This window comes from Seinonella peptonophila, from assembly GCF_900129355.1.
Classification (GTDB): domain Bacteria; phylum Bacillota; class Bacilli; order Thermoactinomycetales; family Thermoactinomycetaceae; genus Seinonella; species Seinonella peptonophila.
Genome location: NZ_FQVL01000004.1, coordinates 1 through 25,935, shown reverse-complemented (window position 1 = coordinate 25,935; position 25,935 = coordinate 1). Strand labels below are relative to the sequence as shown.

22 protein-coding genes are annotated in these 25,935 nt (G+C 41.2%); 12 read left to right on the top strand and 10 right to left on the bottom strand.

Going from position 1 to position 25,935, the window contains the following annotated elements; all coding sequences use genetic code 11:
• Positions 1 to 22: 22 nt before the first annotated feature.
• The 7 genes from rpsR to BUB71_RS08490 all read left to right on the top strand — a co-directional run bounded on the left by rpsR (position 23) and on the right by BUB71_RS08490 (position 6,997).
• A complete protein-coding gene (gene rpsR / locus BUB71_RS08520) occupies positions 23 to 250 on the top strand; it encodes a 30S ribosomal protein S18 (RefSeq protein ID WP_073154429.1) in 228 nt (75 codons plus the stop codon).
• A 224-nt stretch (positions 251 to 474) separates the two neighbouring features.
• Positions 475 to 786, top strand: coding sequence for a MazG-like family protein (locus BUB71_RS08515; protein ID WP_073154428.1), 312 nt, complete (start codon positions 475 to 477; stop codon positions 784 to 786).
• 7 nt (positions 787 to 793) lie between these two features.
• Positions 794 to 1,705, top strand: a complete 912-nt coding sequence (locus tag BUB71_RS08510; protein WP_073154427.1) for a DUF2232 domain-containing protein — start codon at positions 794 to 796, stop codon at positions 1,703 to 1,705.
• Between the two features lie 31 nt (positions 1,706 to 1,736).
• The gene (locus tag BUB71_RS08505) at positions 1,737 to 3,707 is read left to right on the top strand and encodes a DHH family phosphoesterase (RefSeq protein WP_073154426.1); all 1,971 of its coding nucleotides are present in this window, start codon (positions 1,737 to 1,739) and stop codon (positions 3,705 to 3,707) included.
• Positions 3,707 to 4,165 carry a 50S ribosomal protein L9 gene (gene rplI / locus BUB71_RS08500; RefSeq protein ID WP_073154425.1) on the top strand — a complete coding sequence of 153 codons (459 nt, stop codon included), beginning with the start codon at positions 3,707 to 3,709 and terminating at the stop codon, positions 4,163 to 4,165. The genes BUB71_RS08505 and rplI overlap by 1 nt, the downstream gene beginning before the upstream one ends.
• Positions 4,166 to 4,225: 60 nt before the next feature.
• On the top strand, positions 4,226 to 5,572 hold the full coding sequence (gene dnaB, locus BUB71_RS08495) for a replicative DNA helicase (RefSeq protein ID WP_073154424.1): 1,347 nt from the start codon (positions 4,226 to 4,228) through the stop codon (positions 5,570 to 5,572).
• Positions 5,573 to 5,707: 135 nt separating this feature from the next.
• A complete protein-coding gene (locus BUB71_RS08490) occupies positions 5,708 to 6,997 on the top strand; it encodes an adenylosuccinate synthase (RefSeq protein WP_073154423.1) in 1,290 nt (429 codons plus the stop codon).
• Between the two features lie 76 nt (positions 6,998 to 7,073).
• On the opposite strand, the gene rlmH is transcribed toward BUB71_RS08490, so the two are convergent.
• The 8 genes from rlmH to yycF form a co-directional block, all read right to left on the bottom strand.
• The gene (gene rlmH / locus BUB71_RS08485) at positions 7,074 to 7,538 is read right to left on the bottom strand and encodes a 23S rRNA (pseudouridine(1915)-N(3))-methyltransferase RlmH (protein ID WP_073154422.1); all 465 of its coding nucleotides are present in this window, start codon (positions 7,536 to 7,538) and stop codon (positions 7,074 to 7,076) included.
• The gene (locus BUB71_RS08480) at positions 7,510 to 7,713 is read right to left on the bottom strand and encodes a CxxH/CxxC protein (protein ID WP_073154421.1); all 204 of its coding nucleotides are present in this window, start codon (positions 7,711 to 7,713) and stop codon (positions 7,510 to 7,512) included. Before BUB71_RS08480 ends, rlmH begins: the two co-directional genes overlap by 29 nt.
• Before the next feature lie 578 nt (positions 7,714 to 8,291).
• Positions 8,292 to 9,482: a S1C family serine protease gene (locus tag BUB71_RS08475; RefSeq protein ID WP_073154420.1), complete on the bottom strand. Its 1,191-nt coding sequence runs from the start codon at positions 9,480 to 9,482 to the stop codon at positions 8,292 to 8,294.
• A 239-nt stretch (positions 9,483 to 9,721) separates the two neighbouring features.
• Complete coding sequence (locus tag BUB71_RS08470; RefSeq protein WP_073154419.1) at positions 9,722 to 10,531, bottom strand: MBL fold metallo-hydrolase; 810 nt, start codon at positions 10,529 to 10,531, stop codon at positions 9,722 to 9,724.
• Between the two features lie 17 nt (positions 10,532 to 10,548).
• The gene (yycI, locus tag BUB71_RS08465; RefSeq protein ID WP_073154418.1) at positions 10,549 to 11,298 is read right to left on the bottom strand and encodes a two-component system regulatory protein YycI; all 750 of its coding nucleotides are present in this window, start codon (positions 11,296 to 11,298) and stop codon (positions 10,549 to 10,551) included.
• Between the two features lie 5 nt (positions 11,299 to 11,303).
• Positions 11,304 to 12,722, bottom strand: a complete 1,419-nt coding sequence (yycH, locus tag BUB71_RS08460) for a two-component system activity regulator YycH (RefSeq protein WP_073154417.1) — start codon at positions 12,720 to 12,722, stop codon at positions 11,304 to 11,306.
• Positions 12,722 to 14,563: an ATP-binding protein gene (locus tag BUB71_RS08455; RefSeq protein ID WP_073154416.1), complete on the bottom strand. Its 1,842-nt coding sequence runs from the start codon at positions 14,561 to 14,563 to the stop codon at positions 12,722 to 12,724. The genes yycH and BUB71_RS08455 overlap by 1 nt, the downstream gene beginning before the upstream one ends.
• The gene (yycF, locus tag BUB71_RS08450; RefSeq protein WP_073154415.1) at positions 14,550 to 15,269 is read right to left on the bottom strand and encodes a response regulator YycF; all 720 of its coding nucleotides are present in this window, start codon (positions 15,267 to 15,269) and stop codon (positions 14,550 to 14,552) included. The genes BUB71_RS08455 and yycF overlap by 14 nt, the downstream gene beginning before the upstream one ends.
• Positions 15,270 to 16,204: 935 nt before the next feature.
• On the opposite strand from yycF, the gene BUB71_RS08445 reads away from it, so the two are divergent.
• From BUB71_RS08445 to BUB71_RS08435, 3 genes are all read left to right on the top strand, one after another.
• A complete protein-coding gene (locus BUB71_RS08445; protein WP_073154414.1) occupies positions 16,205 to 16,795 on the top strand; it encodes a hypothetical protein in 591 nt (196 codons plus the stop codon).
• A 262-nt stretch (positions 16,796 to 17,057) separates the two neighbouring features.
• Entirely contained in the window at positions 17,058 to 18,863 is a 1,806-nt protein-coding gene (locus tag BUB71_RS08440) for an ATP-binding protein (RefSeq protein WP_073154413.1), read from the top strand.
• Positions 18,864 to 18,934: 71 nt separating this feature from the next.
• Positions 18,935 to 19,423, top strand: a complete 489-nt coding sequence (locus BUB71_RS08435; protein ID WP_245815555.1) for a YwhD family protein — start codon at positions 18,935 to 18,937, stop codon at positions 19,421 to 19,423.
• Positions 19,424 to 19,572: 149 nt separating this feature from the next.
• Here the strand turns inward: BUB71_RS08435 and BUB71_RS19525 are convergent, their stop codons facing one another.
• Together BUB71_RS19525 and BUB71_RS08430 are read right to left on the bottom strand one after the other, a co-directional pair.
• Positions 19,573 to 19,722: a hypothetical protein gene (locus BUB71_RS19525; RefSeq protein ID WP_175552319.1), complete on the bottom strand. Its 150-nt coding sequence runs from the start codon at positions 19,720 to 19,722 to the stop codon at positions 19,573 to 19,575.
• Positions 19,723 to 19,830: 108 nt separating this feature from the next.
• Entirely contained in the window at positions 19,831 to 21,807 is a 1,977-nt protein-coding gene (locus BUB71_RS08430) for a transglycosylase domain-containing protein (protein ID WP_073154411.1), read from the bottom strand.
• Positions 21,808 to 22,341: 534 nt separating this feature from the next.
• Between BUB71_RS08430 and speB the strand changes: the two genes are divergently transcribed.
• Entirely contained in the window at positions 22,342 to 23,214 is an 873-nt protein-coding gene (speB, locus tag BUB71_RS08425) for an agmatinase (RefSeq protein WP_073154410.1), read from the top strand.
• A gap of 246 nt (positions 23,215 to 23,460) precedes the next feature.
• Positions 23,461 to 25,479, top strand: a complete 2,019-nt coding sequence (locus BUB71_RS08420; RefSeq protein WP_422785137.1) for a heterodisulfide reductase-related iron-sulfur binding cluster — start codon at positions 23,461 to 23,463, stop codon at positions 25,477 to 25,479.
• Positions 25,480 to 25,935: the final 456 nt, after the last annotated feature.

Sequence of the window (25,935 nt, the reverse complement as noted above, 5' to 3'; positions counted from 1 at the left end):
CAGTGATAAAGGAGGGAATCAGATGGCTCGTCGTCGTGGGAATAAACGTCGTAAAGTTTGCTACTTTACCGTGAATAAGATCACGTACATCGACTATAAGGATGTCGATTTGCTACGGAAATTTATTAGTGAACGGGGTAAGATTTTACCTCGACGTGTGACAGGGACTTGTTCTAAGTATCAGCGTCAACTTACACGAGCAATCAAGCGTGCTCGGCAAATGGCACTATTGCCATATACAAACGATTGATCAAGCAGGGGGTTTAGAAAATCCCCTGTTTTTCGTCTAGATATAGAAAAGTTCAAAAGAAAATCTTGGAGTCATGTTGCTTGACTACAAATGATAATAAAGTGTTATTTCACTGTTTATTAGTTGATTTGGAAAGGTGCTCCAATGAGCAAGCAGGAAACGAAAGGGAAAATGTGGAAATTTTCCTTATAGGTTCTGCTTTTATAGTGAAGGAGTGCTTTTCGATGGGACAACCGGAACGAAGAATGCAATTTGCGAAAAATGTAAAAATGCTCGATTGGTTGAAGACTGAGCTGCTCGATCAAGTATCAAACCTCTTTAAAGGTCTATACCATGCAAATCAGCATTTAATGATTGAGGCAATAGCTAGCTTATTGATCTGTATATATGTGTTAGGACGCCGAGTAGGCTTTACATACCGAGAAGTTGATCAAGTAGTAACTGAAAAATTGCGCGATCATAGTCGTGAAGGTCATCAACTAGAGCGTTGGTATGGTGACTTATCGACACTTGAAGAATATATGAATAAGAGGTGACGATCATTTGTCACAGAATTCAACAACAGGAGCCATTAGGGACATCTTTTTCTATATGGGTTTGTTTCTCCTATTATTGCTCTCCGTCTTGATACCACCGATTAATTTGATCACCATATGGATTATACCTTTACCGATCATGATGCTAACAGTTAGGCGGAATTTTTGGACAGCATTTATTAGTGCATTTGTAGTAGCGGTTCTGATTGCCATTGCATATCGATCGATTGCAATAGCTTTAATCGATCCGATTTTGATTGGTTTAGTAATGGGGAAAGTATATCGTGATCAAAAGCAACCGAGTACGGATGTAGTTTTAAGTGGGATCGTGACAGCTTTTATATCACTTTGGATCGTCCTTGGACTAGGGGAATGGCTATTTTCCCTACTGAGCAAAGCGCAGCAATATTGGGCTCAAGTGACACAGGTACAGCAACAGATGACCACAGTCTTTGGTTTAAAGATGGAAACGACCCCTTTAAATTTTTATGACATACTGCCTTTTGTACTTTTACTCGCCGTTATTCCGATCCCCATTTTTACCTTTAAACTAGGACGCCGATGGCTGACGAAGCAAGGATTTACGCGTGAACCAATGCCCAGATTTCACAATTGGCTTCTGCCGCGGGTTTTTGCCTATACAACAATCTTATTGGCTATATTACTCATGTTTAGTTCGTTCCAGCAATATCCATATTTGAAAGTAATATATCATATTTTGCAACTACTCTTTGTCCTACAAGGTTTCTCATTCTGTGCATTTCTCCTCCATGTTTGGGGAAAAAGTAAACTATGGTTAATCCCTCTGATTTTTCTAACCTTATTCATCCCCATTTTAGTTCTTGTCATGGTTGTCTTTGGGGTTCTAGATGCTAGTGGTTCTTGGCGTCAACGAATCAATAACCGTTACAAGAAATGAACTTCTGTACTCTGACCGAGGAGACAGGATAATGCCAAAATTTACAAAAAGGTATCGGCATTCTTATCTGCTACTTTTTTTTCTGTGGTTAATTTTTTTAGTATTTATATATCATTTCACTAGTAATTGGTGGCTTACTGGACTTGGGGGCGGTTTATGGTTTTTAAGTTTACTCTTTGTCTGGTTACAAGGTCGTTTATATCAAGATGAATGGCGGCGTGCTTTGTTGCTTATACAGCGAAGAGTGATTCAGGGGCATCGATTTGCTATTCATCATCTTCCATATGGACTTGTTTTAATCAATGACGATGGTGTCATTGAGTGGCATAATCAATATGTAAGTAAAAAAATGAATGTATCCACTTCATCCATTGGTAAGGTGGTTGATCAAGTATTTCCTTTGGATTTAGAGCATTTACGCAATCCTGCGACAGTCAGTGAAATGGCTTTAGGCGAATCTACTTATGAAGTTAGTTATGATTCAAAGCATCAATTTTTATTGTTTCGTGATATAACTGAATTGGTACAGCTCGAAGAAAAATATGAGCAGGAGCAGCCAATCGTAGGCTATCTCTATATTGATAATTATGATGAAGTCAGACAACAGTTAACTGACCAAGAAGAAACCATTTTACTAAACACTGTGAATTCGATGATTTCAGCTTGGACAGAGCGCTATCAAATCTCATTGAAACGCTTTGACGTAGATAAAATGTTTTTTGTCACGCAGGCTCTCTACTTGAGAAAGTTGATCGAATCTCATTTTGACATTTTAGATGAAATGCGAAACGCAACACATGATCAACCGATTCCACTTACGCTAAGTATGGGCGTTTCAAACTCAACGGGATCGGTCTTAGATCGTGCCAAAACCGCCCGTGCAGCCTTGAACGTAGCGTTAGCCCGTGGCGGAGATCAAACAGCCGTGCAGGAAAAAGAACGCCTCGTATTCTTTGGTGGAAAAACGAATGCGATTGAAAGGAGAACGCGTGTACGCGCTCGGGTTATTTCACATGCGATGAGCAATCTCTTTCGAGCAAATCGCAGGGTGGTAATCATGGGCCATATGAATCCTGATTTAGATGCGATTGGAGCTGCTGTAGGTGTAGCTTGTTTTGCTCAATATCATCAATGTGAGCCGCATATTATTTTAAACGAAAGTAATCCATCCATTGATCGTGTATGGAAAAAAATCAAGGAGTACCCTACCATCGAATCGCTCTTTAGTCTTGCATCGGAAGTAGAAGATTGGATTCATGAGCGTGATACATTGTTAGTGATGGTTGATACGCATCGACCTAGCTTAACGATTGAACCAAAATTATTAGAAAGAGTTCGTCATATTGTTGTGATTGATCATCATCGGCGTGGGGAGGATTTTGTAGAAGATCCGATTCTGGTCTATCTGGAGCCGTATGCCTCTTCTGCTTGTGAATTGGTAACGGAGTTGCTTCAATATCAAGATGAGCAATGTGAAATGAGTGCGTTTGAAGCAACATTACTTCTCGCAGGCATTGTCGTTGATACCAAGCATTTTGCTTTTCGGACAGGATCGCGCACCTTTGAAGCTGCTTCTTTTCTTAGGGAAAAAGGAGCTGACTTAGCGTTGGTGCAATCCCTACTAAAAGAGGATTTAGATCAATATATTAAGCGTGCAGAGATGTTAAAGCAGACTGAAATGTGGGGAGATGAGGTTGCTGTTGCCGTTGGCAAGGAGGATGAGGTATATGATCAATTATTGATCGCTCAGGCTGCTGATACCTTGTTAAATATGAAGGGAGTAGCAGCTTCGTTTGTGATTGCAAAGCGTAAAGATGGACTAGTAGCAATCAGTGCGCGTTCGCAAGGTGAGATTAATGTCCAACTGATTATGGAAGCAATGGGTGGAGGCGGTCACTTCACCAACGCAGCGAGCCAGATGAAAGATTGTTCACTTGAGGAGACAAAAGAGATCCTAAAAAAAGTGGTGGAGAAGTACAGTGATAGAGAGGAGAAAGACTGATGAAAGTCATTTTGCTCAAAGATGTAAAAGGAACCGGAAAAAAAGGGGATTGCAAAGAGGTTGCTGATGGATATGGACGTAATTTTTTGCTACCAAGAGGATTAGCAGTAGAAGCTTCTGCTTCAAATCTAAATCAATTAGAAAAACAAAGACAAGCTGAGGCTGAGAAGAAAAAAGTTGAAGAAGAAAAAGCTCGTCAATTGGCAGAGCGTTTAAATGAAATGACACTTACCATTGTAGTTGACAAAGTGGGCGCAGGTGGACGGCTTTTTGGCTCTGTTACTTCAAAACAAATCAGTCAAGAATTGCGGAAACAATATCAAATAGATCTCGACAAAAAACGAATTCAGTTAGCTGAGCCAATGCGTACATTGGGTGGTACAATTGTAACGATCAAGTTATATCCAGGAATTCGTGCCCGTTTAACTGTTGTGGTGAAGACAAAACAGGGAGAATAGGAAGTGTAATAGAAAGGAGGGAACCCGTTACGGAAACGGATAGCTCGTAATGGGAAGCGTATGAGTGATTTATTTGCAGATCGTCTACCTCCCCACAACCATGAAGCTGAACAAGCTGTATTGGGAGCGATCTTAATAGAGCCATCCGTTCTGATCCCTGTCATTGAGCGGTTGAAACCCGATGATTTTTACCGCCAGGGGCATCAACGATTACTTGAAGTGATGATGGGGTTGGCTGAAAAGGGAGTACCAGTCGATGTTGTCACACTTACATCCGAATTACAAGACAGGCGATTATTGGACGAGGTAGGAGGCGTAACATATCTCACCGAATTGACAACCGTGATCCCAACAGCCGCCAATGTGGAATATTATGCCAAGATTGTGGAGGAGAAGTCGATTCTTCGACGTCTGATTCGTACTGCTACACAGATTGCCACAATGGGCTATAACAGTGAAGATGAGATAACAGAGATACTAGATGAAGCGGAGAAGCAAATTCTTCAGATAGGACAAAAAAGAATTCGTGGTGGCTTTGTACCCATTCGCGATGTGTTGCTTGATACATACCAGCAAATTGAGATGATGCATGAGAATAAAGATAGTCTTAGAGGATTGGCAACTGGCTTTATTGATCTAGATCGAATGACTTCTGGTTTTCAAAAGTCTGATCTGATCATTATTGCGGCGAGACCAAGTATGGGTAAGACTGCTTTTGCGTTAAATGTGGCACAAAATGTGGCCATGCGGACAGGTGAGACAGTCGCTTTGTTTAACTTGGAAATGTCCGCACCACAGTTAGTGATGCGTATGCTGGCCGCAGAGGGGAATATTGATGCGCAAGCTTTTCGAACAGGACGGTTACAAGATGAAGATTGGGAAAAACTAACGATGGCGATCAGTAGTTTAAGTGAAGCTCCGATATTTATCGATGATACGCCAGGCGTTAGTGTATTTGATATTCGTGCCAAGTTGCGTCGCCTTCAGACAGAGCAAGGGTTGGGAATGGTCGTAATCGATTATTTACAGCTTATTTCTGGACGTGGTGGAGATAGTCGTCAACAGGAAATCTCTGAAATCTCACGTTCGCTTAAACTGATTGCCAGAGAGTTTAACGTACCGGTCATCTCTTTGTCCCAGCTTTCGCGCGCTGTAGAGCAACGCCAGGATAAAAGGCCGATGCTCTCCGATCTTCGTGAATCGGGCTCGATTGAGCAGGATGCTGATATTGTCGCGTTTCTTTATCGAGACGATTATTATAATGAAGAGTCAGAGAAGAAGAATATAGCAGAAGTGATCATTGGTAAACAGAGAAATGGTCCAGTAGGAAAAGTAGAACTGCTATTTCTAAAAAACTACAATAAATTTCTAAGTCTTGAAAGTACATTTCAAGGAATTGACGAATAATCAAATTATCATCTAAGGGTATTGTTCGTCTTTTATTTGACTCATTCATCTTCTCATTGATACAATATAGATAGATATCTTATGAGTGGAAACATGTTCGAATCGATTTCATACACCCAAGGAGGAATCAGGCAAATGTCCACAGTCGTAGTCGTTGGCACCCAGTGGGGAGACGAAGGGAAAGGAAAGATCACCGATTATTTAGCCGAGAGAGCTGAGGTTGTAGCTCGCTATCAAGGAGGAAATAACGCTGGTCATACGATTGTATTTGGAGGAACTCGCTATAAACTACATATGATACCTTCAGGTATCTTTTATCAACATAAAGTATGTGTCTTAGGCAATGGCATGGTGATTCATCCTCTAGCTCTTGTGGAAGAACTCAATTATCTAAAGGAGCATCAAGTTGACCTTTCCAACCTACGCATTTCTGATCGAGCACATTTGATCATGCCATATCACCTTCAGCTAGATCAGGCAGAGGAAGCCTCTAAGGGTGAAAGTAAGATTGGAACGACTGGCAAGGGAATTGGCCCTGCCTATATGGATAAAGCGGCGCGAGTTGGGATTCGTGTAAGTGATTTACTCGATCCTGATCTATTTGCTAAAAAGCTAAAGCGTAACCTTGAAGAGAAAAATCGACTGTTAGAGAAAGTGTATCAACAAAAAGGCTTTTCGTTTGATGAAATTTATGAAACATATCAAGATGCTGCGGAACGGATTCGCCCTTATGTCACAGACACATCAGTGGAGCTAAATGATGCGATAGATCAAGGACGTCGTGTGTTATTTGAAGGGGCACAAGGAGTCATGTTAGATATTGACCAAGGTACTTATCCATTTGTTACTTCTTCTAATCCTGTAGCTGGTGGGGTTTGTATTGGCTCAGGCGTTGGTCCTACCAAGATTCATCAGGTGGTAGGTGTAGCAAAAGCCTATACGACACGAGTTGGTGATGGTCCTTTTCCTACTGAGCTTCATGACGAAGTTGGACACCAGATTCGAGAAGTGGGGCGCGAATATGGGACAACAACCGGACGCCCTCGTCGAGTGGGTTGGTTTGATTCAGTAGTTGTTCGACATGCACGAAGAGTAAGTGGAATTACAGGTCTCTCTCTTAACTCGATTGATGTATTGACCGGATTGGATACCTTGAAGATATGTACTGCCTATCATCTAAATGGAAAAGTCATCGAAAATTATCCAGCAAGTCTTGATCAACTCTCCCAGTGTGAACCCATCTACGAAGAGTTGCCAGGCTGGAAAGAGGATATTACAGGTGTTCGTAACCTAAATGATCTGCCACTTGCTGCACAGCATTACTTAGAGCGAATTACCCAATTAACTGGTATTCCCTTAACGATCTTTTCCGTAGGCCCAGGACGAGATCAAACGATTCAAATACGACCTGTTTACACATTATAGACGAGAAAACACCATGCATCTGCGTGGTGTTTTTAGCGTATTTTACTAAGCAGCTACTGTTTATCCATTGAATTAACTATTTATGATACTGTTCCCCACGATTGATTTTACAGGATCGATAAAGTTGCTCAAGAAGCATGACACGAAAGAGTTGATGCGGAAAGGTGAGCCGAGAAAATGAAAGTTGGAGATTTGCATGTTTAAGTACTTGGGAAGAAAGGCCATATGAGCCACCAACTAAACAAGTAAAATGGCTTTGTCCATAAGTGGTCTGTTGCTGTAGATATTCAGCCAATTGTGGTGAACTCATCATTTCCCCGGAAATAGCTAAGGCAATGACATGAGAATCAGGTGAGATTGCAGCTAGCATACGCTTTTCTTCGTCTGTAACTTGCTGCTCCGTCGAGAGAGCGGGTGAAGCCTCTGTTAATTCGACCACATCCACTTTTGCATAGCTTTGTAGACGTTTAAGATATTCTTGGCAGGCTTGTCGTAAATATTTCTCCTTGAGTTTACCGACTGTGATCAGTCGAATGCGCATCGGACTCACCCTCCTCACAAATGGATAACAGATATCTGGCCTGTTGCTGACAAAAGAAGCATTTTTCATTTGGTGAAGTAATCTTTTCCATTTCAGGGGCTAGAGTCAGTTGATCAACAAATTCATCCAAAGCAATTTCAATATGTTCTTCACAGGTATATAATTTTTTATTCATATATGTTTAACTCCTTGATTTTAGTCATCTTTAGTGTGCTTTAATTTAGAGAGAAGTTGTAAGTTGAAATGGGAAATGTTTATGAAAACCGATAGAATAGATCATATTGTTTTTGTTTTAACCATATCAGATTTCGGTAAAATATATATCATAATATTCGGTCTATTATATGCGATGTCCATGCCCAATGCACTGCCACCGAGGATCGACTAGTCCTCAACCAGCATATTACTTGGTGTGCTGATTCGGGCGGTGCCTTTCACCGCAGTCGCGGCAGTAGGTCAGAGCGGGTCCACGCTCCGATGCGTTCGGCTTCCGCTTCGTCGTGTGCTTGTCCCTGTCGGGCGTGTTGTTCGTAGGGGTTCTGTTGTTGTCGCCAAATCGACACCCATTGGGTTCTTCCTTGCACTCTGTAGGGCCCTGTTACCCTATTGCAAAAGGAATTTCTATACTCTTTCAGTATAATATATGAGTAACTATATAATTGTCAATCTAGTGAAAATTGAACTGATCAGAAATTCATAGCACACATTTAAGAAAAAATCCCCCTAGATAAGGGGGATTTCGTTATGATCTTACTATTGATTTAGTTGAAAATTAGGTGCTTTGGTTAATTGTACGGTGGTTGTTTTTAATTGACCATTTCGATAGAAGCTGACTGTAACTTTATCGTTTGGTTTTTTGTACTTGTAGATGTATCGGCGTAGCTCTGAACGTGATTTGATCGACTGGTTATCCAGTTTGACTATCACATCTTTAAATTGAAGACCAGCTATGGCAGCGGGGCGTTCAATTTTATCAGAGGCAATGACGGTACCATCGATCATATTTTGTGGAAGTCCTAAATCTTGTGTCCGGGTTTCGATTGGCAAGTCTTGTAGGTCGACTAAGCGAATACCAAAGTATGGACGAGGGACTTCGCCTTTGGTAATCAAGTTACGGATGATCGGGATGGCATCATTGATCGGAATTGCAAAACCTAAGCCTTCAACGCCACTTTCTGCAATTTTAAGACTGTTGATTCCGATCACTTGCCCAGCGCTGTTCACCAATGCGCCACCGCTATTTCCGGGGTTGATTGCGGCATCAGTCTGGATTACATCAGTTGAAATATCTTCGGTCAAATTGATCGAACGCTTAGGTGAACTGATTACACCAACTGTTGTAGAAGATTCAAGTCCCAGTGGGTTACCAATCGCAATTGCAGGTTCTCCAGATTGCAGTGAGGTAGAATTACCGAATTGGGCAACCGTTTTGACATGACTCGCATCGATCTCAAGTACAGCTAAATCGGTTACTTCATCATGTCCAAGTACTTTTGCTCTTTCTGGCTGTGACTTACCATTCTGATCTGGGAGAACGACTTGAATCTCATTTCCTCCGGCGATCACATGGTTGTTAGTAACTACACGCGCTTTACCATTAACTTTTTCAAAGATGATTCCCGAACCGGTTCCTTGCTTAACTTCTGAAGATTCAAATGGGTTGTTACTATGCTGTAAATTAATAATTCCAACAACCGCACCACCCGCTGTCTTAACAGCTTGTGTAATATTCGTATTTACTTTTACGGTTGTTGTTTTGGTTTGACCGGTCTGTTCTGTTAACGAAGTGCTCTGTTTCTCATCATTGAAGAAGGTACCCTTCATTAAAAATATAGGGGTTAAAATAACTCCTACGATCAGCCCACCAACAATGGCAGAAATGATGGCGATTAAGATTGTGGGTGGGCGGCGGTTATATGATTGGTTATTATCATAAAATCCCACACAAACGCCTCCTTCAAATTACATAAGTTCAGTATGACAATGCTTCCAGAGTATTATACGAAATTCGTTTATTTCTATTGGCAGGTTTATGAAAAATGTCATGAAAGTTTCGGTCTTACATTTATAGACAGAGTCACGTAATCGCTTGTGATCGAGGTTCAAGGGGGCTTTTTTATCAATCTAGTTCACGCTTTGACTCCATTTTGGGCTACGAAGATGTATGGCGGGTTCATATATCTTCAGTTTGCAATTGCATAGCGTTTGACTTCTTTTAGTGGAGTAGGACGATCAGCAAAAGTAGGGTGCAATGATAAGTCTCGCCCCATTTGATATCCAGTTTCCTCTAGAATCTCCTTAACGGTAAGTTGTGCCAGTTCAATCAAGTTATTCTCTTGGCTGAGATGGGCAAGATAGATTTGTTCACCTTGTCCAGAAATGATCTGGGCTAATGCTTCACCTGAATCTTGGTTGGAAAGATGCCCTGTATCGCTGAGAATACGACGTTTGACATTCCAAGGATAGCGACCCATCCGTAACATTTCAACATCATGATTACTTTCCCAGATTAAAGTATGCGCACCCTGTACTCGGTCGATAATTTTTTGGCTCACATAGCCCAAATCGGTCACAATTGCCAGTCGGGAATCATCTGCTTGAACCAAATAAGCCATCGGTTCAGCGGCATCGTGTGAGATAGCAAATGATTCAATATGTACGGTCGAAAGGTCGATTTCACCATAACAGGGAAAAAGCTGAATCAATTCCTCTGGAATCTCGCCAACACTTTTGGGTAGGTGTTTCCAAGTCTGTTCGTTAAGATAGATGGGTAGTTGATAGCGACGAGCTAATACTCCAATTCCTTTTACATGATCAATATGTTCATGTGTAACAAAGATGGCTGACAGAGTTTCAGGTTCAACTGAGATTTGCTTCAAACGCAGCTCCAGTTGCTTTGCAGATAGACCAGCATCGATTAAAAACCGCGCGCGATCTGTTTCGATATAGATGGAATTTCCTGTACTACTGCTTGCTAAAACACTAAATTTCACGGGTTTCGGCCTCCTTTCTACTGAACAGATTCAGCATTTTCCCCTAGATTCCCTGTTGTTGCATTTGTTGCATTCGTATAATAGTATTTTTGATTAGCTTGGAATCGCCAAACAGGTACAAGGATTACTTCTTGTGGGTTTGCATAATAGGGCGAGCGGTATCCAAGCTCGATTTGTGTAATCGTAGAGTTTCTCGGCAGCTTTCCGCTTGTAATGAGATTGTTTAAGGCATTGTTAAAAGGAATAAATTCGACTGCTGTCTCTTTCTTTAATTGAAAATGAAGGACATGGATCGCGACCAATTTTCCTTTGCTAAATTCACAAACCACTCTACCATCAAAAATGGGGATTCCATTATGGTTTTGGATATATACTTTTCGATCTGCTGTAAATAGTTTTGGTTCAGGTTGAAATTGATCGAAGAAGGGAAGTTGTTGCTTTAGAAATCGTTGTAATGAACGCTCATCTTTAAACTGAATCCCTTTCTCCCAACGTTTGCGGTAGGCCCATTTCTCATCTCGTTCCCAGCCTGTTAATGTTGTAATTGTTGCTTGATGAACAGGAATATTGCGAATCTCCTTTGGAAAAGGAACAGATAGGCGAATATGATTTGCTTCTAGTAGATCGCGGATTTGGTTTTCGGTAATCTCATTACTCTCTAAGTAACGGGATTTCGCCTCCATGATTTGGGAAACTTGCAAACCGAGAAAGAGATCGAGAACGACAAAAGATATAATAAATATGGTTTTGGCTCGATTCCAATCCATCTTTGTCACCTCTCCTCTTTCTCCGCAGAGATTGTTTCGATTTTCCCATCTGTATACTTGACTACCCAAACAGGTTGAAGCAGAATGTGTTGTTCATTACGCTGTGCCCCCATTAGAGCAGGGTAAATAGATGATATGCTGGCCAGCGACACTTTTTTCTTTTTTAATTGGTCGAGTAATTGATCATGAGCTGGTAGCAAGTTGGGCTTTTGTTCAGGTGTTGATCCAGTTAACAAAATAAGTGAACGCGAATATTTGCTAACACTGTTTTGGGTTACACTTAACTCAATCGTATTGGGTTGGTTTCCGGGTTGTTCGTTTTCCCAGTATACAGGGAATCCACGTAGTAACATGCGAAAAAGATACGTATTTACCTGTTTATCTGATGTTAATTGATCTAGAACATAAGACCCTGTCCAGCCACGGTGTAGCTGCATAAATTGATTGATTAGATTTAATTCCTCGCGTATTAACATTCTAGGTTTTTCTGTAGGAGTAGGCGAATTGGTGTAAGTCATCATGCCTTGTTTTTTGCGATAATTGATAATCTGATCACTGTAGATATTTTGATCTTGGCTGTTGTACATATAAAGCAGCTCGTCATTATTAAGCTGAATCGGTGTCACATAAGGGTCTTTAAAAAGCCATTGCTTCATCGTATTAATATCGATTGTTCGAAAATCGTATGCAAAGCTGTTTACCCTTAATGGCGCAGTGGGCAGATAAAGCATATGTGAGAAAGGAATATTTTTGTTCATAGGGTCCCAAGGTGCTTTTTCATTCGTGGGGACTGGAATGACAAGTGGATTGCGGTTAGGCATCACTTGATTTAAAGCTGTTTGAAGCTGGGTTGGTGTTAGATTATCAACGCGCGCTTGTACCACTTGTTGTGCATCATCGGAAAAAAACCACATCCATACCCGATTTGATTTACTATCTGTAAAGAAACCAAGTCGGTTGATTTGTGATAATGCTTGTAAAGTACTTTCATCCCTTAGTGTTGTACGTTGGAAAAAAGTGTCCAACTGTCCTACGGTGCACCCATTTGGAAACTGCAACTCTGATGCTTGTGATTGATTGTAGTAACGGTTCCAATCTTCAGGTGTTGGTTGTACCACCGTAAAATCAACTAGAGAGACGCCTCGAACCATATTATATAATTCCTGAAATACTTTTTCATTCGAATGGATGAGCAGATGTTGACCTGTTCGATGAGCGATAATCTGTTGGGGCTGTGTAAGATCATAGGTTGAAATATCGTTGTCTTTTTCACTGCCAATGTATGGTGGTTGAATATAATCGTCATCACGATTCTCTTCATAGGAGGGTGCACTGTACCATAGATAACCTGTTAGGACAAAACTGAGCAAAACTAAAAAGACTAAGATGGTTGATTTGATTCGCTCTAGATAACGTTGATTCATCACCTGATCACCTCTGGTTCAAATGGCGGCAGGGTAAATGAAACAGTGGTCCCTTTTTTGTATGTGCTATGAATCGCAATTTCCCCACCATGCACTTCAACAATTTCTTTCGCAATGGAAAGCCCCAGCCCTGTGCCACCCATATCGCGAGAGCGAGCTTTATCAACACGATAGAAACGCTCAAAAATCCGATCAAGGTCTTTTTTTGGAATGCCGATGCCTGTATCGCGAATCGAAACTTCGACAGATCCGTCTAATAAGCGGTGAGCATGGATCGTAATCGTTCCCTCTGTCGATGTATACTTGACTGCATTTGAAATCAGGTTGTCTAATACTCGATCCATTAGATCGGGGTCGATATAGACCTGTGGAAGTTTCTCTTCAATTGTACAGGATAAATGAACTTGCTTCTGCTCGGCAGGGAGTGAGAAGCGATCAGCAGCGCTCTGTAGGATATTGTCAATTCGCATTGCTTTTTTCTGAATCTTGATCTTCTGTGCATCAAGTCGAGACAGATGCAATAAATCATTGATCAAGCGGGACATTCGCTCCGCCTCTTGCTGTGTTACTTGCAGAAAACGAGTTGCCAGCTCTGGCTCTTCCATTGCTCCATCGCTAAGCGCTTCCAAATAACTCTTAATCGTCGTTAAAGGCGTGCGCAATTCATGGGAGACATTGGCAACAAAATCTTTTCGTTGTCGGTCGAGCTTTTCTTGTTCTGTTACGTCCTCAAGCACAGCAACTATGCCGATTGGCTCTTGGTCTTGCCTAGTAATCGGCGTAAAAGTAGTCTTGATGATTGTCTGTTCCTCTGGGTCATCATTTGAGCGTTCTACTAAGGACTGCCTTTTTTTAGTCAGAGGAAGCGAGATGGGCTGTCCTAATGTAAGTGTGTCATGAATCGATTCACCGAGTTGAATGGTTTGTCCAAGTAATCGTTCAGCTTGTTGGTTTTTAACAATAATCTTGCCATGATTATCTGTGGCGATCACACCATCACTCATGTGAGCCAGAACCGATTCAAGCTTACCTTTTTCCTCTTCATTTGCAGAGAGTGCCTTTCGTAAGTGTGAAGCTAGATGATTAAATGCTGTACCCAATTGTCCGATTTCATCTTTACTATGCACATCTACTTTTCGATCAAAATCGCCGGAAGCCATCGCAGTAGCCTGTGCTGTTACCTCTTTAACGGGGGTCGTGATCGTCCGCGCTAAAATGATGACAAGGAAAGCAGTCACAAATAGAGATAATGCTGTAATCTGGATAAAGTGATTACTGATGGAGCGAATGGTACTATATGTTTTTTCTAATGATGCTTCCATATAGATAGTACCAACTGGAATACCCTTGTCATTTACAATTTCATGCTTATAGACAAGATAATCTTTTCCTGTTTGTGTATCACGCCTAATATTGGTGCGGTTTGGTTTAATTTGATTTAAACGGACATTTTTATTGCCGATAATATTTCGATTGGTTCCTGTTGTAGTAATCACAAAACCTTTTTCATCTGTAATCTGAATCTCAATATTTGGCGAGGTTTTATCCATCAACTTTAAGTAGACAAGACGTTTTAGCAATTTATCAATTTCTGCTCGTGTCTTTACGAGACTATGGTCTTGTTGCATTGTGTCTCGAAGAGGATTTTCAAGTAGACTTGCTTGAGACTGTAAATCTTTTTGTAGGTCGGAAACATACTCATCTTCTAATGAACGAAAGAAGTAGGCACCAATGAGTTGCATGGCAATGATAATCAACAGCAGGTAGATGATTACCAGTTTCCATTGGAGGCTATTTACGGAATCAAACCAGTTAGAGAACGATTTTTTAACGTTTTGCATTTGGATCCCGCAATGTGTAGCCGATGCCACGTCTAGTGATAATATATTTAGGTGCGCCTGGATCGTCCTCAATTTTTTCTCTAAGTCGGCGGATGGTTACATCGACTGTTCGTACATCGCCGAAGTAATCATATCCCCAAACGGATTGAAGAAGATGTTCCCGAGTTAAAACTTGATTTACATTTTTTACCATATAAAGAAGTAATTCAAACTCACGCTGCGTTAAGTCGATATCATGATCACGCTTGCGAACGATAAAGCTTTGTTCATCGATTGACAATTCGCCAACTCTTTGGAAGGATTGTTCTTGATTTTCCTTTGGTGTAGTCGGTTTGTTCTGTTCCTCCACTCGACGTAAGTTAGCTTTGATTCGAGCTAACAATTCTCGATTACTGAAGGGTTTCGTCACATAATCATCTGCGCCGATCTCCAGCCCAAGCACTTTGTCCACTTCAGAGTCTTTTGCGGTGAGCATAATGATCGGAAATTGATGATGCTGGCGGATTTGCCGACAAACCTCAATCCCGTCTGCACCAGGTAACATGAGATCAAGCAGCATCAGCTTTGGCGGATTTGCAATTGCAGCCTGAATCGCTTCATCTCCATTATGGATACATTCTACTTCATAACCTTCTTTTTCCAAATTAAACTTTAAGATGTCGGCGATTGGTTTCTCGTCTTCAACCACTAAAATACGTGTGGTCATCCAATCCAGCCCCCTCACATCATTTGAATTCCTTTTTTAAAAGCATATCACATGAAATACGTCAGCTTGTCGACCAAGTTACAGGTTCTGTCAATCTTTTACGCTTTGATTCCAATCTAGGCTGCATAGATGTATGCAAGTCACCACGTCTGCTGGTTCAGGACGATTTACTCAGCTTGCCTAATGATTGAAAAATGATGCGCACAACGATGATTTGGACGAGGTACTACAAGCTATTCATGCCCTTGTCTATTGATTATACAGCTCGATCTATGCGTATAAGACATGTAATTAATCTTATAGATAATAAAATATTTAATGTTATGCATTATTGTTCACATTCTGGACATTGACAAGGATAGAAAAAAGGTGCAATAAAGGATATTGTATCATGAGATGCAGATTTTCGCTGCCGCTTTTTGCGCCTGTCGAAAGACGGTGGAAGGAGATAACGAATTATAGAATAAATTGTCGAATTTAGATGAACTAATAGACTCAGACGTAAATTATCAAAATAAGGAAAAAGAAAAAAATATTAATAGAATAACATTGTCCTTTTAAATAAGATGATGAAATATCAAAAAGGCGTTTTAGGAATTTAATAGAATAGGAACTAAATTTTGGAATTTATGCAGTAATTAATAGATGAAACATTTAACGTAAACAATGGATGTCAAGGACAGGGAGTTTGCAATAGGAAGGAGTGTTCAAAAGAAAGAAAGCGGGTTTGCATTTTTTAATTTTTTTGTAATTACAAAAGAGAAATAAGACCAAAAGAAGAATTTGTACATCCAAAAAGCATGTTTTTTTCGCTTCCGAGTATATTTGCTATCTTTCGACAAAGTATTTGGTTGACTATATTGGATGGGTACTGTTACCATTAATATTAATTCAAGTAATTTAAAATTTTTCAATCGTTTTTCGGAGGTGCTGATATGTCTTCTATTACTGTGGGAGTATATCTTGGTAAAAAGGATCGCTTAGTGCGATACTGGTATGAAATATTACCAAAAGGTCAGTTTCCAATGTTAGTCAAGTATTGCATTCAATCTTATCTCAGAAATAACTATTTTCCATTACAGTCAATCTGTGATGCACGTACGTTGAAAGAACAAATTCAAATGCGTGGTGACTATGTACCAACGCAACGAAATGTTACCTTCACACCAGAAGATGGGCCTGTCTATCAATGGATCAAAGGCTTAGAGAGCGGATACCGGAGTGAAGAGATTAAAAATATCTTAAAAGAAACAGTTGTACACACCCTGTTAAATGATCAACCTCTTTTCCCACCGCGTGGAGTGGAGCAAGCCGGAAATTTTAATGGTGCGATGGAAGCCCATGAATCGGGACAAGCCTATGGTGGGCAGAATGTAGCCATGTTTCGAAATGACCAAGTCATTCCAGTAAATGATCCTTATACGATTTGGGAGAATGGCACAAAACAAGATGCGCGTCAGGAGATGGACAATAAAAAGGAAAAAGGAAATCCAGTTTATAGCCATCTCGTAAACTATACAGGCTGAACCGGCTCCATCGCATACCACTCTTATTCGATGCTTTGTTTATCTATCCCTGTTTTGACATTGTTTGTCATATCAGGGTTTTTATTTTGCCTATCATCGTCAGAAATGACAAAAAAACTTGATATATTTTGTCGAAATAGTAGACATAAGATGAAATTTTCCTTATTTTAGAGGAAATTAAATTGAGGAAATCCCCTATGTTTCAGCTTAAATTCATCAGTGGGGTGCACGCTCAATCGGTAAAGGAGTGTGGTCATCAAGTATGCTGAGTTATCATAGCAGCTACGAGTATCATATCCTCTATTTTCTCGTGAGAGATTTTGCTCTGAAGCATCCCTTTCTACACTGGCTGTGCGTTGGTGTAGGGACTGTTTTGCTATTGAGTTTACTTTTTCTGGGGATTGCTTGTCAGAAGAGAAAATCCACGGTCTATCTTTATGCATTACTCGTACTAGGATCAGTTGCTACATTAGACATTTTGACACAGACGATCCCGATGCTCGCAGTTTACCTTATTGCACAGGGTATTGTCTTATACCGAACGCAAAGCAAAAGTAATATTGCGATCACGCTTATCTTTGCCACTGTTTTTCTCGTTATAGACAGTTTTACGACTTGGAATAAGTATATGCTCATAGAATTAATGGGTGAGGTATTACTCTTTATAGGAGTTGCCTGGACTTTGTTACAACTAAAGCAGTCAAATCATAAAATTGAGCACTATAAAGAGAAGAATCAATATCTGGCTGACAAAGTTCGGGAAAATCAAAAGAGGTTGAAAGAATATCATGATACGATTGAAGATACTTACCGTAGAGACTATTTGACGGGCCTATATAACTTTGGCGGCTTTAAGGAACAAGTGATTCAAAGTCTTGTGCGCTGTGGACCTGATCAATATTATCATGTCGTTTGTGTTGATTTGGCAGACTTTCGTCAGGTCAATATGGAAGAAGGGCTTGAGTTTGGAGATCAAATCTTAATGTTATTAGCAAGGCAGCTTAAAAAAAACTTACCCCATTTCGCCAAGTTAGCTCGTTATGATGGAGACCAGTTTGCCATTGGCATTATTGGAGATCGATCTGTTCTTCGTCTCTGCTTGGATACGATTGAGCGTGTGATGGAAGAGATTAAGGCTGATCGAACGCTAGTGAACTATTGCGTTGGTACAGCAACATATCCATTGGAGGCAAAATCGGCAGATGAGCTGATTCGCTTAGCAGAACAACGCTTATCAATAGAGCAAAGACGATTGCGCCATCGGGAGGAAGAGCATCGTCAAAGACTGGAAAAATTATCTGCGGTCGGTCAGTTGGCTGCGGGTTTGGCACATGAGATTCGAAACCCTCTCACTTCGATTCGCGGGTTTGTCCAGATTTCAGCGGCGGAAAATATGGAGGTGAAAAAATGGGAATCGATCATCCTACCTGAAATTGATCGTATCAATGATTTACTAAAGCAATTTCTTAACTTGAGTGAGACAAAGCCAGCTCGTTACCAAGAATTTAGTCTAGATCAACTAGTGAAAGATGTGATGAGTCTACTTCAACCCAAGTCTTTTCTAATGGGTCATGAGATAAAAGTGATTGCACCCAGTAAAGCGGTGATGATCGAAGCTGATGCAGAACAAATCAAGCAAGTCATTATTAACCTTATCCAAAATGGCTTAGAATCTTTAATGGATCATGGAAAAGTAGAGGTGAAATGGAAGGAGCTTCATGGTCGTGTGATGATTCGCATTCAAGATAATGGATGTGGCATTAAACCTGAACATTTTTCAAGAATTTTTGAACCATTCTTTACAACAAAAGGTGAAGGGACAGGTATGGGTCTTTCCATTTGTCATCGGATTATCAATGATCACGGCGGACAGGTTCATGTTACCAGTCAGCCTGGTCGAGGCACTACTTTTAATATTCATCTGCCTCTGCGGCAAGTTCGAAAACAGATTGTTTCGGAGATTCGGCATTTACAGGCACAATTATTTGAACAACAAAACGAGCATCATCACAAACGTCCAGAGACGCCGCAAAAACGCATGAGTAAGCCTTCTTTTTTTCTTCATTAAAGTCTCAATATGATTCATCCTACATTTACATTGATCCATTTGGTACAATGATTGGCGAGGAGGTAGGGGATATGAAAGAACGTAAATCGCAATTCAATATTGTGAGTGGAGATCGGACAACTCATGGTGGTTATCATACTGGAACATTAAATTTGAATCATTTATCTGCTCTGTTGATTAATGGAGAAAAAGTATCGATTGAACCGGGCTTGATTCATGCTAAGAGCCGGGTTGAACGAGGGATTCGTTTTCAGGAAGATCAAGAACTCGTTAAAGACGGAAAATTATACTGGATTATCTGGGTGACTGTGGATCGGAATGCAACCGGTTCTTTCTATGCTGGGATAACAGCTTGTTCCATGATGATTGATCACGAATTGCGAAAAGGATGGAAAAACCTTGCTGAACATGTGAATCGAATGGATGATGCATTAAAGCGAAGAGTGAACATAGATGAATTACCTGCTGCTGCTAAACAAGCCTTGCGCGATTTCCTTGAAGCTCATAATAAAGAGACTTGGGCAAATAGTTCTGATGAGTTAAAGCAGCAGCTGTTATGAAAGTGAACGGTATGTGAACAAAAGAATGATCTTCTTGTCGCAAGAATGGCACAGGAGTACACTAAATATGGTTTCGGAACACTTTGCTAGGACACAAAAGTAGCGAACCCCTTCACTCTCTCTGAGTGGTCGGTTCGCTATTTTTGTGTTTATTCACGTTCTTGGTCATCTTGGTTTTGTGCCTGTTCCTTAGGTTTTAAGAAATGGCTTATAGGGTCTTTACTTGGTTTGTCTTTTTTTGACCCTTTTAAATAGTCTCCTACATTCCGATTGGGTTTTTCACTTCTTTGTTCATCCATGTTTATCTCTCCTTGACTAGAACTTAATTTGATAAGCGGCTAGTCTCTTTGTCGATCATCTCTCACGCGATCTTAGGCTAGTCGTCAGTGTCTGTGTAAATATTATATTTACCATAGCTTCCATTCAAAAATCCTTCTCCACCAAGGTTTTTGACTAGGTGAGGTGGAGGACGGTACTGGATGAAGGGGGCAGGTTTGGTGTGGCTCCGTTCCCGCAACATAATATTCCTGGGTGGAATGAGGGCAAAAAGGAGTTGCTAGAAAGCCTGTTTCTGGGTCAATGCGAACACTTTTAACACCTGCTGGAACAGGAAAAAGTCTTTGTTTTTGCCTTTTACTGGCCTGATCCATATAGTCACCCCATATATATTGAGCAGCCCTTGTTTTGATATGGGGGAGTTTTCGGTTTTGATCATAGCCAACCCAAACGGTAGTAGTCAGATTCGGTGTGTAGCCAGTAATCCAGCCGTCCCAGTCTGTACTCCCCGTTTTGCCAGCAGCTGGTTGGTCGAAAAGTTGACGAACGCGATAAGCTGTACCACCCGGTTCAAAAACAGAAGTAAGTAAACGTGTCAGGACAAAGCTATGTGCAGGCGAGACAGTAGGTGTTCCTTTCGAGTGTTCGCGAAGCAATTCTTCCCCATTCGCGTCAACGACTCGTTTGATCCCAGTTAAATCATGATGAACACCATAGTTAGCAATGGTACTGTATACTTCGGTCAATTCATAGGGTGTGACAGCATAACTTCCTAAAGCAAGCGAAGGAGTGGGTTGCAGTGGACTTTTCATGCCAAGCCTCTGTGCTAAGTCGATCACAGAGTTAATCCCGACCTGGAAAAGCGTTGTAACTGCATAAATATTATCAGAGCGAGCAATTGCCTCACGTAAATTGATCATCCGATTTGGATAATGATTTTGAAAGTTGGCAGGCTGATAGACTCCACCCTCATAAGCAAAAGAAGTGGGACGGCTCATGATTTGTGTAGAAGGTGTATAGCCCTGTTGTAAGGCATGTAAATATAAGATTGATTTAAAGGTAGAACCAGGCTGCCGCTTAGCAAAGATTCGATTAAACTGCGATTTTCGATAATCTTTTCCTCCTACCATTGCTTTGATTTCACCTGTATGTGGATCAACTGATAGGAGTGCGCCTTGAAGTGAATCTGCCGATGATAAATGGCGTTGAACGGCTGTTTCAGCTTGCTTCTGAAGCTGTTGATTTAACGTGGTATAGATATGAAGACCGCCAGATTGGACATATTCTGGTTCAAGACCGTATTTATGGACAAGCCGTTGTAATACATAATCACGGAAGTAATATGCACGCATCTCTGTGGTTTTTTTCGGTTTCGTTAAAGCGATCACAACTTCAGCAGCTTCATGTGCTTGTGACTGGGTTATCATATGATCTTCGACCATTAAGGCTAAGATGTGTTGTTGCCTTTTTTTTGTTCGCTCAAAATGATGATAGGGTGAGTAGAGAGCAGGCCCTCGGGGAATTCCGACAAGAAAAGTACTTTCGGCAAGATTTAGTTTGCTTGCATCTTTGCCTAGATAGAGACGTGCTGCCTTGCCTACACCATAAGCACCATTTCCATAATTAATTTTATTTAAATACATTTCTAGGATTTGATCTTTATTATAGTGGAGTTCCAATTGCAATGTTAATATGGCTTCCTTTATCTTGCGACTCCATGTGCGATCTTGTGTAAGATATAGATTTCTAGCTAACTGTTGTGTAATAGTGCTGGCTCCCTGTGTAATTCTACCTGCTTTGATATTGGTCCAAATAGCACGTGCAATCCCCCGAACTGAGAAACCAAAGTGATGATAAAAAGATTCATCTTCTGCAGCCAAGGTCGCTTGGATAAGATGTTTGGGTAGTCGATGAAGTGGAACAAACTCAGATTGTGCCCCTGCTTGCATTTGTCCAATCAATTTACCTTGATCGTCGTATATTTTGCTAGGCATGGGTAGATCAGGGGGAGGAAGCGGTTTTAAATATAAATAGAGCAAAAAGAGCCCAAACAACAGGGCGATTCCTAGTATAATAAATCCAATGTGTCGTAAACGTTGCATCTGCATAGAAGTCGGCTCCTTTTGATTCCAATTCAAATGATAGGCAATGTTAGTATTTGGAATAAAAAGGAATAATATTCTTCTAGCATTCGCCTTGCGCAAACAGGCACACCATCAAAAAGTTTACAGTTCCCTCCATGCTCCCAGACTTTGCTATATGGTTAAGAGAAAAGTAACCAAGTTACTAGATTACTTGCTTCAGACTGAAGAAAAACCGAATGAGCGAGTGGAGAGGTGATCGGCAAAGCTCCATTTCGGGCGCAACTTAGCAGAACGGCAGCAGAAGCGGCATTTTCCTTTCGATCAAACTGTTCGAGTCTCCGCAGGCGAATGCCGGAGGAAGCGAGTTTTGCCTGGCCGCGAAGGCTAACAGAACGCGACAGTTACACATCTTTGCAAGCCCGGGTCGGAGCGTCACCGAGAACTACGAGCACGAGCCATTACGTGACTCTGACTACAAGCTGAACCAAGCTATCAATTAGCTTGCTTATGAATGTATGATAATATTCAAAAAAAAGATAGAGGAAGGAAGATGAAAACATGCGATTTGATGAAGCATATTCAGGAAATGTTTTTATTGGATCAAGTCATGATTTTACGACTTCACGCGTTGTTCTTTATGGCATGCCGATGGACTGGACAGCTAGTTTTCGCCCTGGTTCCAGGCTAGGCCCTGCTAGAATTCGCGAGGCTTCTTTGGTACATGAAGAGTATAGCCATTATCTACGACGTGATTTATCAGAGATTCAATATTTTGATGCAGGCGATATTCCACTTGCTTTTGGCAACCCCCAGCGAAGCTTGGAACAGATTAGTGTGTTTGTTCAACAATTGCTAAGTTATGAGAAGATTCCTTTTGGAATCGGAGGAGAGCATCTGGTAACTTGGCCGATTGTAAAGGAGATTTATACGAAGTATCCAGATTTAGTTGTCCTTCATTTTGATGCGCATGCTGACTTGCGGGAGGACTATGAGGGAGAAGTATATTCGCATGCAACTCCCATGCGTAAGATTGCTGAGCGGATTGGAGGAGAAAATCTATATCAATTTGGAATTCGTTCCATGACACGTGAAGAAGCAACCTATGCTGAGGAAGCAGGGATTCATTTTTATCCCTTTGCAGTGATAGAGCCTTTAAAACAAATCATTCCAACGATAAAAGATCGACCCGTTTATGTTTCAATAGATATTGATGTATTAGACCCTGCATTTGCGCCAGGGACTGGTACACCAGACTCAGGCGGAATTACCAGTCAAGAGATGTTTACAGTGATCCATACGCTTGCTGCTGCGGAGTTACAGATTGTTGGAGCTGATCTGGTCGAAGTTGCACCTGCCTATGATCCAACTGAGCAAACGGTCGTATTAGCTGGAAAGATGATTCGTGAAATGTTATTAGGGCTATTTGTGTAAAAGAAATCATTATTTATTTTATGATAAAATATATATAGATTGAATAGTACCAGACTGAAGAATACGCTATGAATCATAGGAAGAAGTCGTGGAATCAATATTTCACAGCAGAATATTATGTTGAATCATTATGGTTGTAAAAATGAAGCATACATCTTAGCTGAAATGCTGCAATCCAAGGTCTTTCTATTCTAAAGTTAACCTTTCTATACAGAGTGATACACTTGATTGAAAGGAGAGCGGCCAGTGATAGGATGGCAGGTTGTACAGCTATTGGCATTTCTCATGATGACAGGTTGTGTGCTTTGGCTATTTTTTGATGTTGTATATCGTCGATATCGTTGGATTCGTTTAGGGCGACCTCACTTGTTCGATTGGCGCATAAAAGATCGTATACATGAGGTCGCAATTCATGTTTTTGGACAAAAAAGGCTTCTTCAAGATCGTCGAAGTGGTTTTATGCATGTTGTGATGTTTTATGGTTTTATCATCATCCAATTTGGAGCGATTGATCTTGTGCTAAAAGGTCTCTTTCCAGGGCAGCATCTACCGCTACCTGCTTATCATGTTTTTTTAGGTATTCAAGAAGTTACCGTTACGCTTGTGTTGTTTGCGACGATCTATGCAGGGTATCGTCGGTATGTCGAGCGTCTACCTCGATTAAAAAGAGGCTTTCGCTCAGGGATTGTTGTCATACTATTGACTAGCTTGATGAGCACGATCTTAGGCGCTGCTGTATTTGAAAAAATCATCTTTTCATTGCCCTTAGGATTTGCGACTCCGATTTCCTCATTTTTTGCTCTTCTGTTTCGCTCATCGATCTCTCCATCATTTGCTTGGTTTGCCTTTTATGTATGTTGGTGGCTCCATCTATTTGTCCTCTTTGCATTTCTACTCTATATTCCCCAATCAAAGCATTTTCATCTATTAACAGCACCGATCAATGTTTTTCTCAAGCGATTGCGCTTTCCTGGCAAATTGGCACCAGTCAATTTTGAAGATGAAGAACAAGAAAGTTTTGGTGTGGCAAAAATTGAAGACTTTAACCAAAAACAACTGCTTGATCTATATGCATGTGTAGAGTGTGGGCGGTGTACAGAAGTTTGCCCTGCTTCAGGCACTGGAAAAATGCTTTCGCCAATGGATTTAATTGTTAACTTACGTGATCACTTAACTGTCAAAGGAGCAGCGATGACTTCGCGTTCACCATGGGTTCCCGGCTTTACTTTTTTAGGAAAGGATAAGCCTACACAGGTTTTACCTTTACATGAAGGAGTCGTAACAGCACAAGAGCTGTGGGCATGTACGACTTGCCGCAACTGTGAAGAAGTCTGTCCTGTTATGAATGAACACGTAGATAAGATCGTAGACCTACGTCGCTATTTAGTCATGGATCAAGGAGAGATGGCGCCTGAAGCTGCCCGAACCATGCAACAGATTGAACGACAGGGGAATCCTTGGGGGTTGAGTAAAAAAGATCGTATTCGATGGGTCGAACATGCGGAGGTACCTGTACCGACTGTGAAAGAAGCTCCTGATTTTGAATATTTATTTTATGTAGGGTCAATGGGTTCTTATGATCGTCGTAGTCAGAAAATTTCGCAGTCTCTTGTTCGAATCTTAAAAAAAGCCAATGTTTCATTTGCCATTCTGGGTAACGAAGAGAAAAATTCAGGCGATACCGTTAGGCGTTTAGGAAATGAGTTTTTATTTCAGGAATTGGCACAAGTCAATATTGAGACATTTTCAGAATACGATGTCAAAAAGATTGTCACGATTGACCCACATGCACTGCAAGTCATCAAGAATGAGTATCCTGATTTTGGATATAAGGTGGAGGTACTTCATCATACACAATTGATTGCCCAGTTACTGCGCCAAGGGCGATTAAAGCCTGTCCATCCAGTCTATAAACGGGTCACCTATCATGATTCATGTTATCTTGGTCGATATAATGGAGAGTATGATGCGCCCAGGTTTATTCTGAAACAGATTCCAGGGCTTACACTAGTCGAGATCGAGCGCAATCGTGAGCGTGCGATGTGCTGTGGTGCTGGGGGTGGGCTGATGTGGCTAGAAGAGAAAGAAGGAAAACGAGTCAACATCGCCAGAACCGAGCAAGCCTTAGCAGTTAGCCCTGATTTAATCGGGAGTGCCTGTCCATACTGTTTAACCATGCTTTCAGACGGTGTCAAAGCAAAAGAAAAGGAAGCACAAGTCGATACATTAGATGTGATTGAGATCTTGGCACAATCATTAGAGTAACCTCGTCGAAGATCGCGACGTGGAGTGAGACCAGGATCACCCTCGAATTCACGGAGGGTACCTACTTCCCGGGATACAAGCAGGGGAACGGGTGGATCAAAGACTCGCTGGTGGGTGACGTGACGATCATCACCAAGGTCATGCACGTCGTACGCGAGGCAGAGGTGGAGCGCATCGACTAGCGCTTCCAGAGTCGCCGTTGAAAAGCTCTAAGATGGCGACCACTGCGTTCCCAGGGCCCTTCGGGGGTCTGGGACACGCGTCGATCAAATTAACATAATATTATGGATTATTCGTCTGCGATTCCATTTTTGGAGTGATCTTGGATATCTTCCGAATCAAGATATGATAAAATAAAACGGAAATAAAATTGCTGATTATCATTGAGATTCCCATCTGGGAGCCACTGGTCGATCGAGCGAAGTACGCTGATCAGACTGTCAAATTGACAGAAAA

Bases quoted from the DNA above. Each gene is read 5' to 3' on its own strand.
- rpsR (WP_073154429.1), top strand. From the start codon at position 23: ATGGCTCGTCGTCGTGGGAATAAACGTCGTAAAGTTTGCTACTTTACC.
- BUB71_RS08515 (WP_073154428.1), top strand. From the start codon at position 475: ATGGGACAACCGGAACGAAGAATGCAATTTGCGAAAAATGTAAAAATG.
- BUB71_RS08505 (WP_073154426.1), top strand. From the start codon at position 1,737: ATGCCAAAATTTACAAAAAGGTATCGGCATTCTTATCTGCTACTTTTT.
- rplI (WP_073154425.1), top strand. From the start codon at position 3,707: ATGAAAGTCATTTTGCTCAAAGATGTAAAAGGAACCGGAAAAAAAGGG.
- dnaB (WP_073154424.1), top strand. From the start codon at position 4,226: ATGAGTGATTTATTTGCAGATCGTCTACCTCCCCACAACCATGAAGCT.
- BUB71_RS08490 (WP_073154423.1), top strand. From the start codon at position 5,708: ATGTCCACAGTCGTAGTCGTTGGCACCCAGTGGGGAGACGAAGGGAAA.
- rlmH (WP_073154422.1), bottom strand. From the start codon at position 7,538: ATGCGCATTCGACTGATCACAGTCGGTAAACTCAAGGAGAAATATTTA.
- BUB71_RS08480 (WP_073154421.1), bottom strand. From the start codon at position 7,713: ATGAATAAAAAATTATATACCTGTGAAGAACATATTGAAATTGCTTTG.
- yycI (WP_073154418.1), bottom strand. From the start codon at position 11,298: ATGGATTGGAATCGAGCCAAAACCATATTTATTATATCTTTTGTCGTT.
- yycH (WP_073154417.1), bottom strand. From the start codon at position 12,722: ATGAATCAACGTTATCTAGAGCGAATCAAATCAACCATCTTAGTCTTT.
- BUB71_RS08455 (WP_073154416.1), bottom strand. From the start codon at position 14,563: ATGCAAAACGTTAAAAAATCGTTCTCTAACTGGTTTGATTCCGTAAAT.
- yycF (WP_073154415.1), bottom strand. From the start codon at position 15,269: ATGACCACACGTATTTTAGTGGTTGAAGACGAGAAACCAATCGCCGAC.
- BUB71_RS08445 (WP_073154414.1), top strand. From the start codon at position 16,205: ATGTCTTCTATTACTGTGGGAGTATATCTTGGTAAAAAGGATCGCTTA.
- BUB71_RS08440 (WP_073154413.1), top strand. From the start codon at position 17,058: ATGCTGAGTTATCATAGCAGCTACGAGTATCATATCCTCTATTTTCTC.
- BUB71_RS08435 (WP_245815555.1), top strand. From the start codon at position 18,935: ATGAAAGAACGTAAATCGCAATTCAATATTGTGAGTGGAGATCGGACA.
- BUB71_RS19525 (WP_175552319.1), bottom strand. From the start codon at position 19,722: ATGGATGAACAAAGAAGTGAAAAACCCAATCGGAATGTAGGAGACTAT.
- BUB71_RS08430 (WP_073154411.1), bottom strand. From the start codon at position 21,807: ATGCAGATGCAACGTTTACGACACATTGGATTTATTATACTAGGAATC.
- speB (WP_073154410.1), top strand. From the start codon at position 22,342: ATGCGATTTGATGAAGCATATTCAGGAAATGTTTTTATTGGATCAAGT.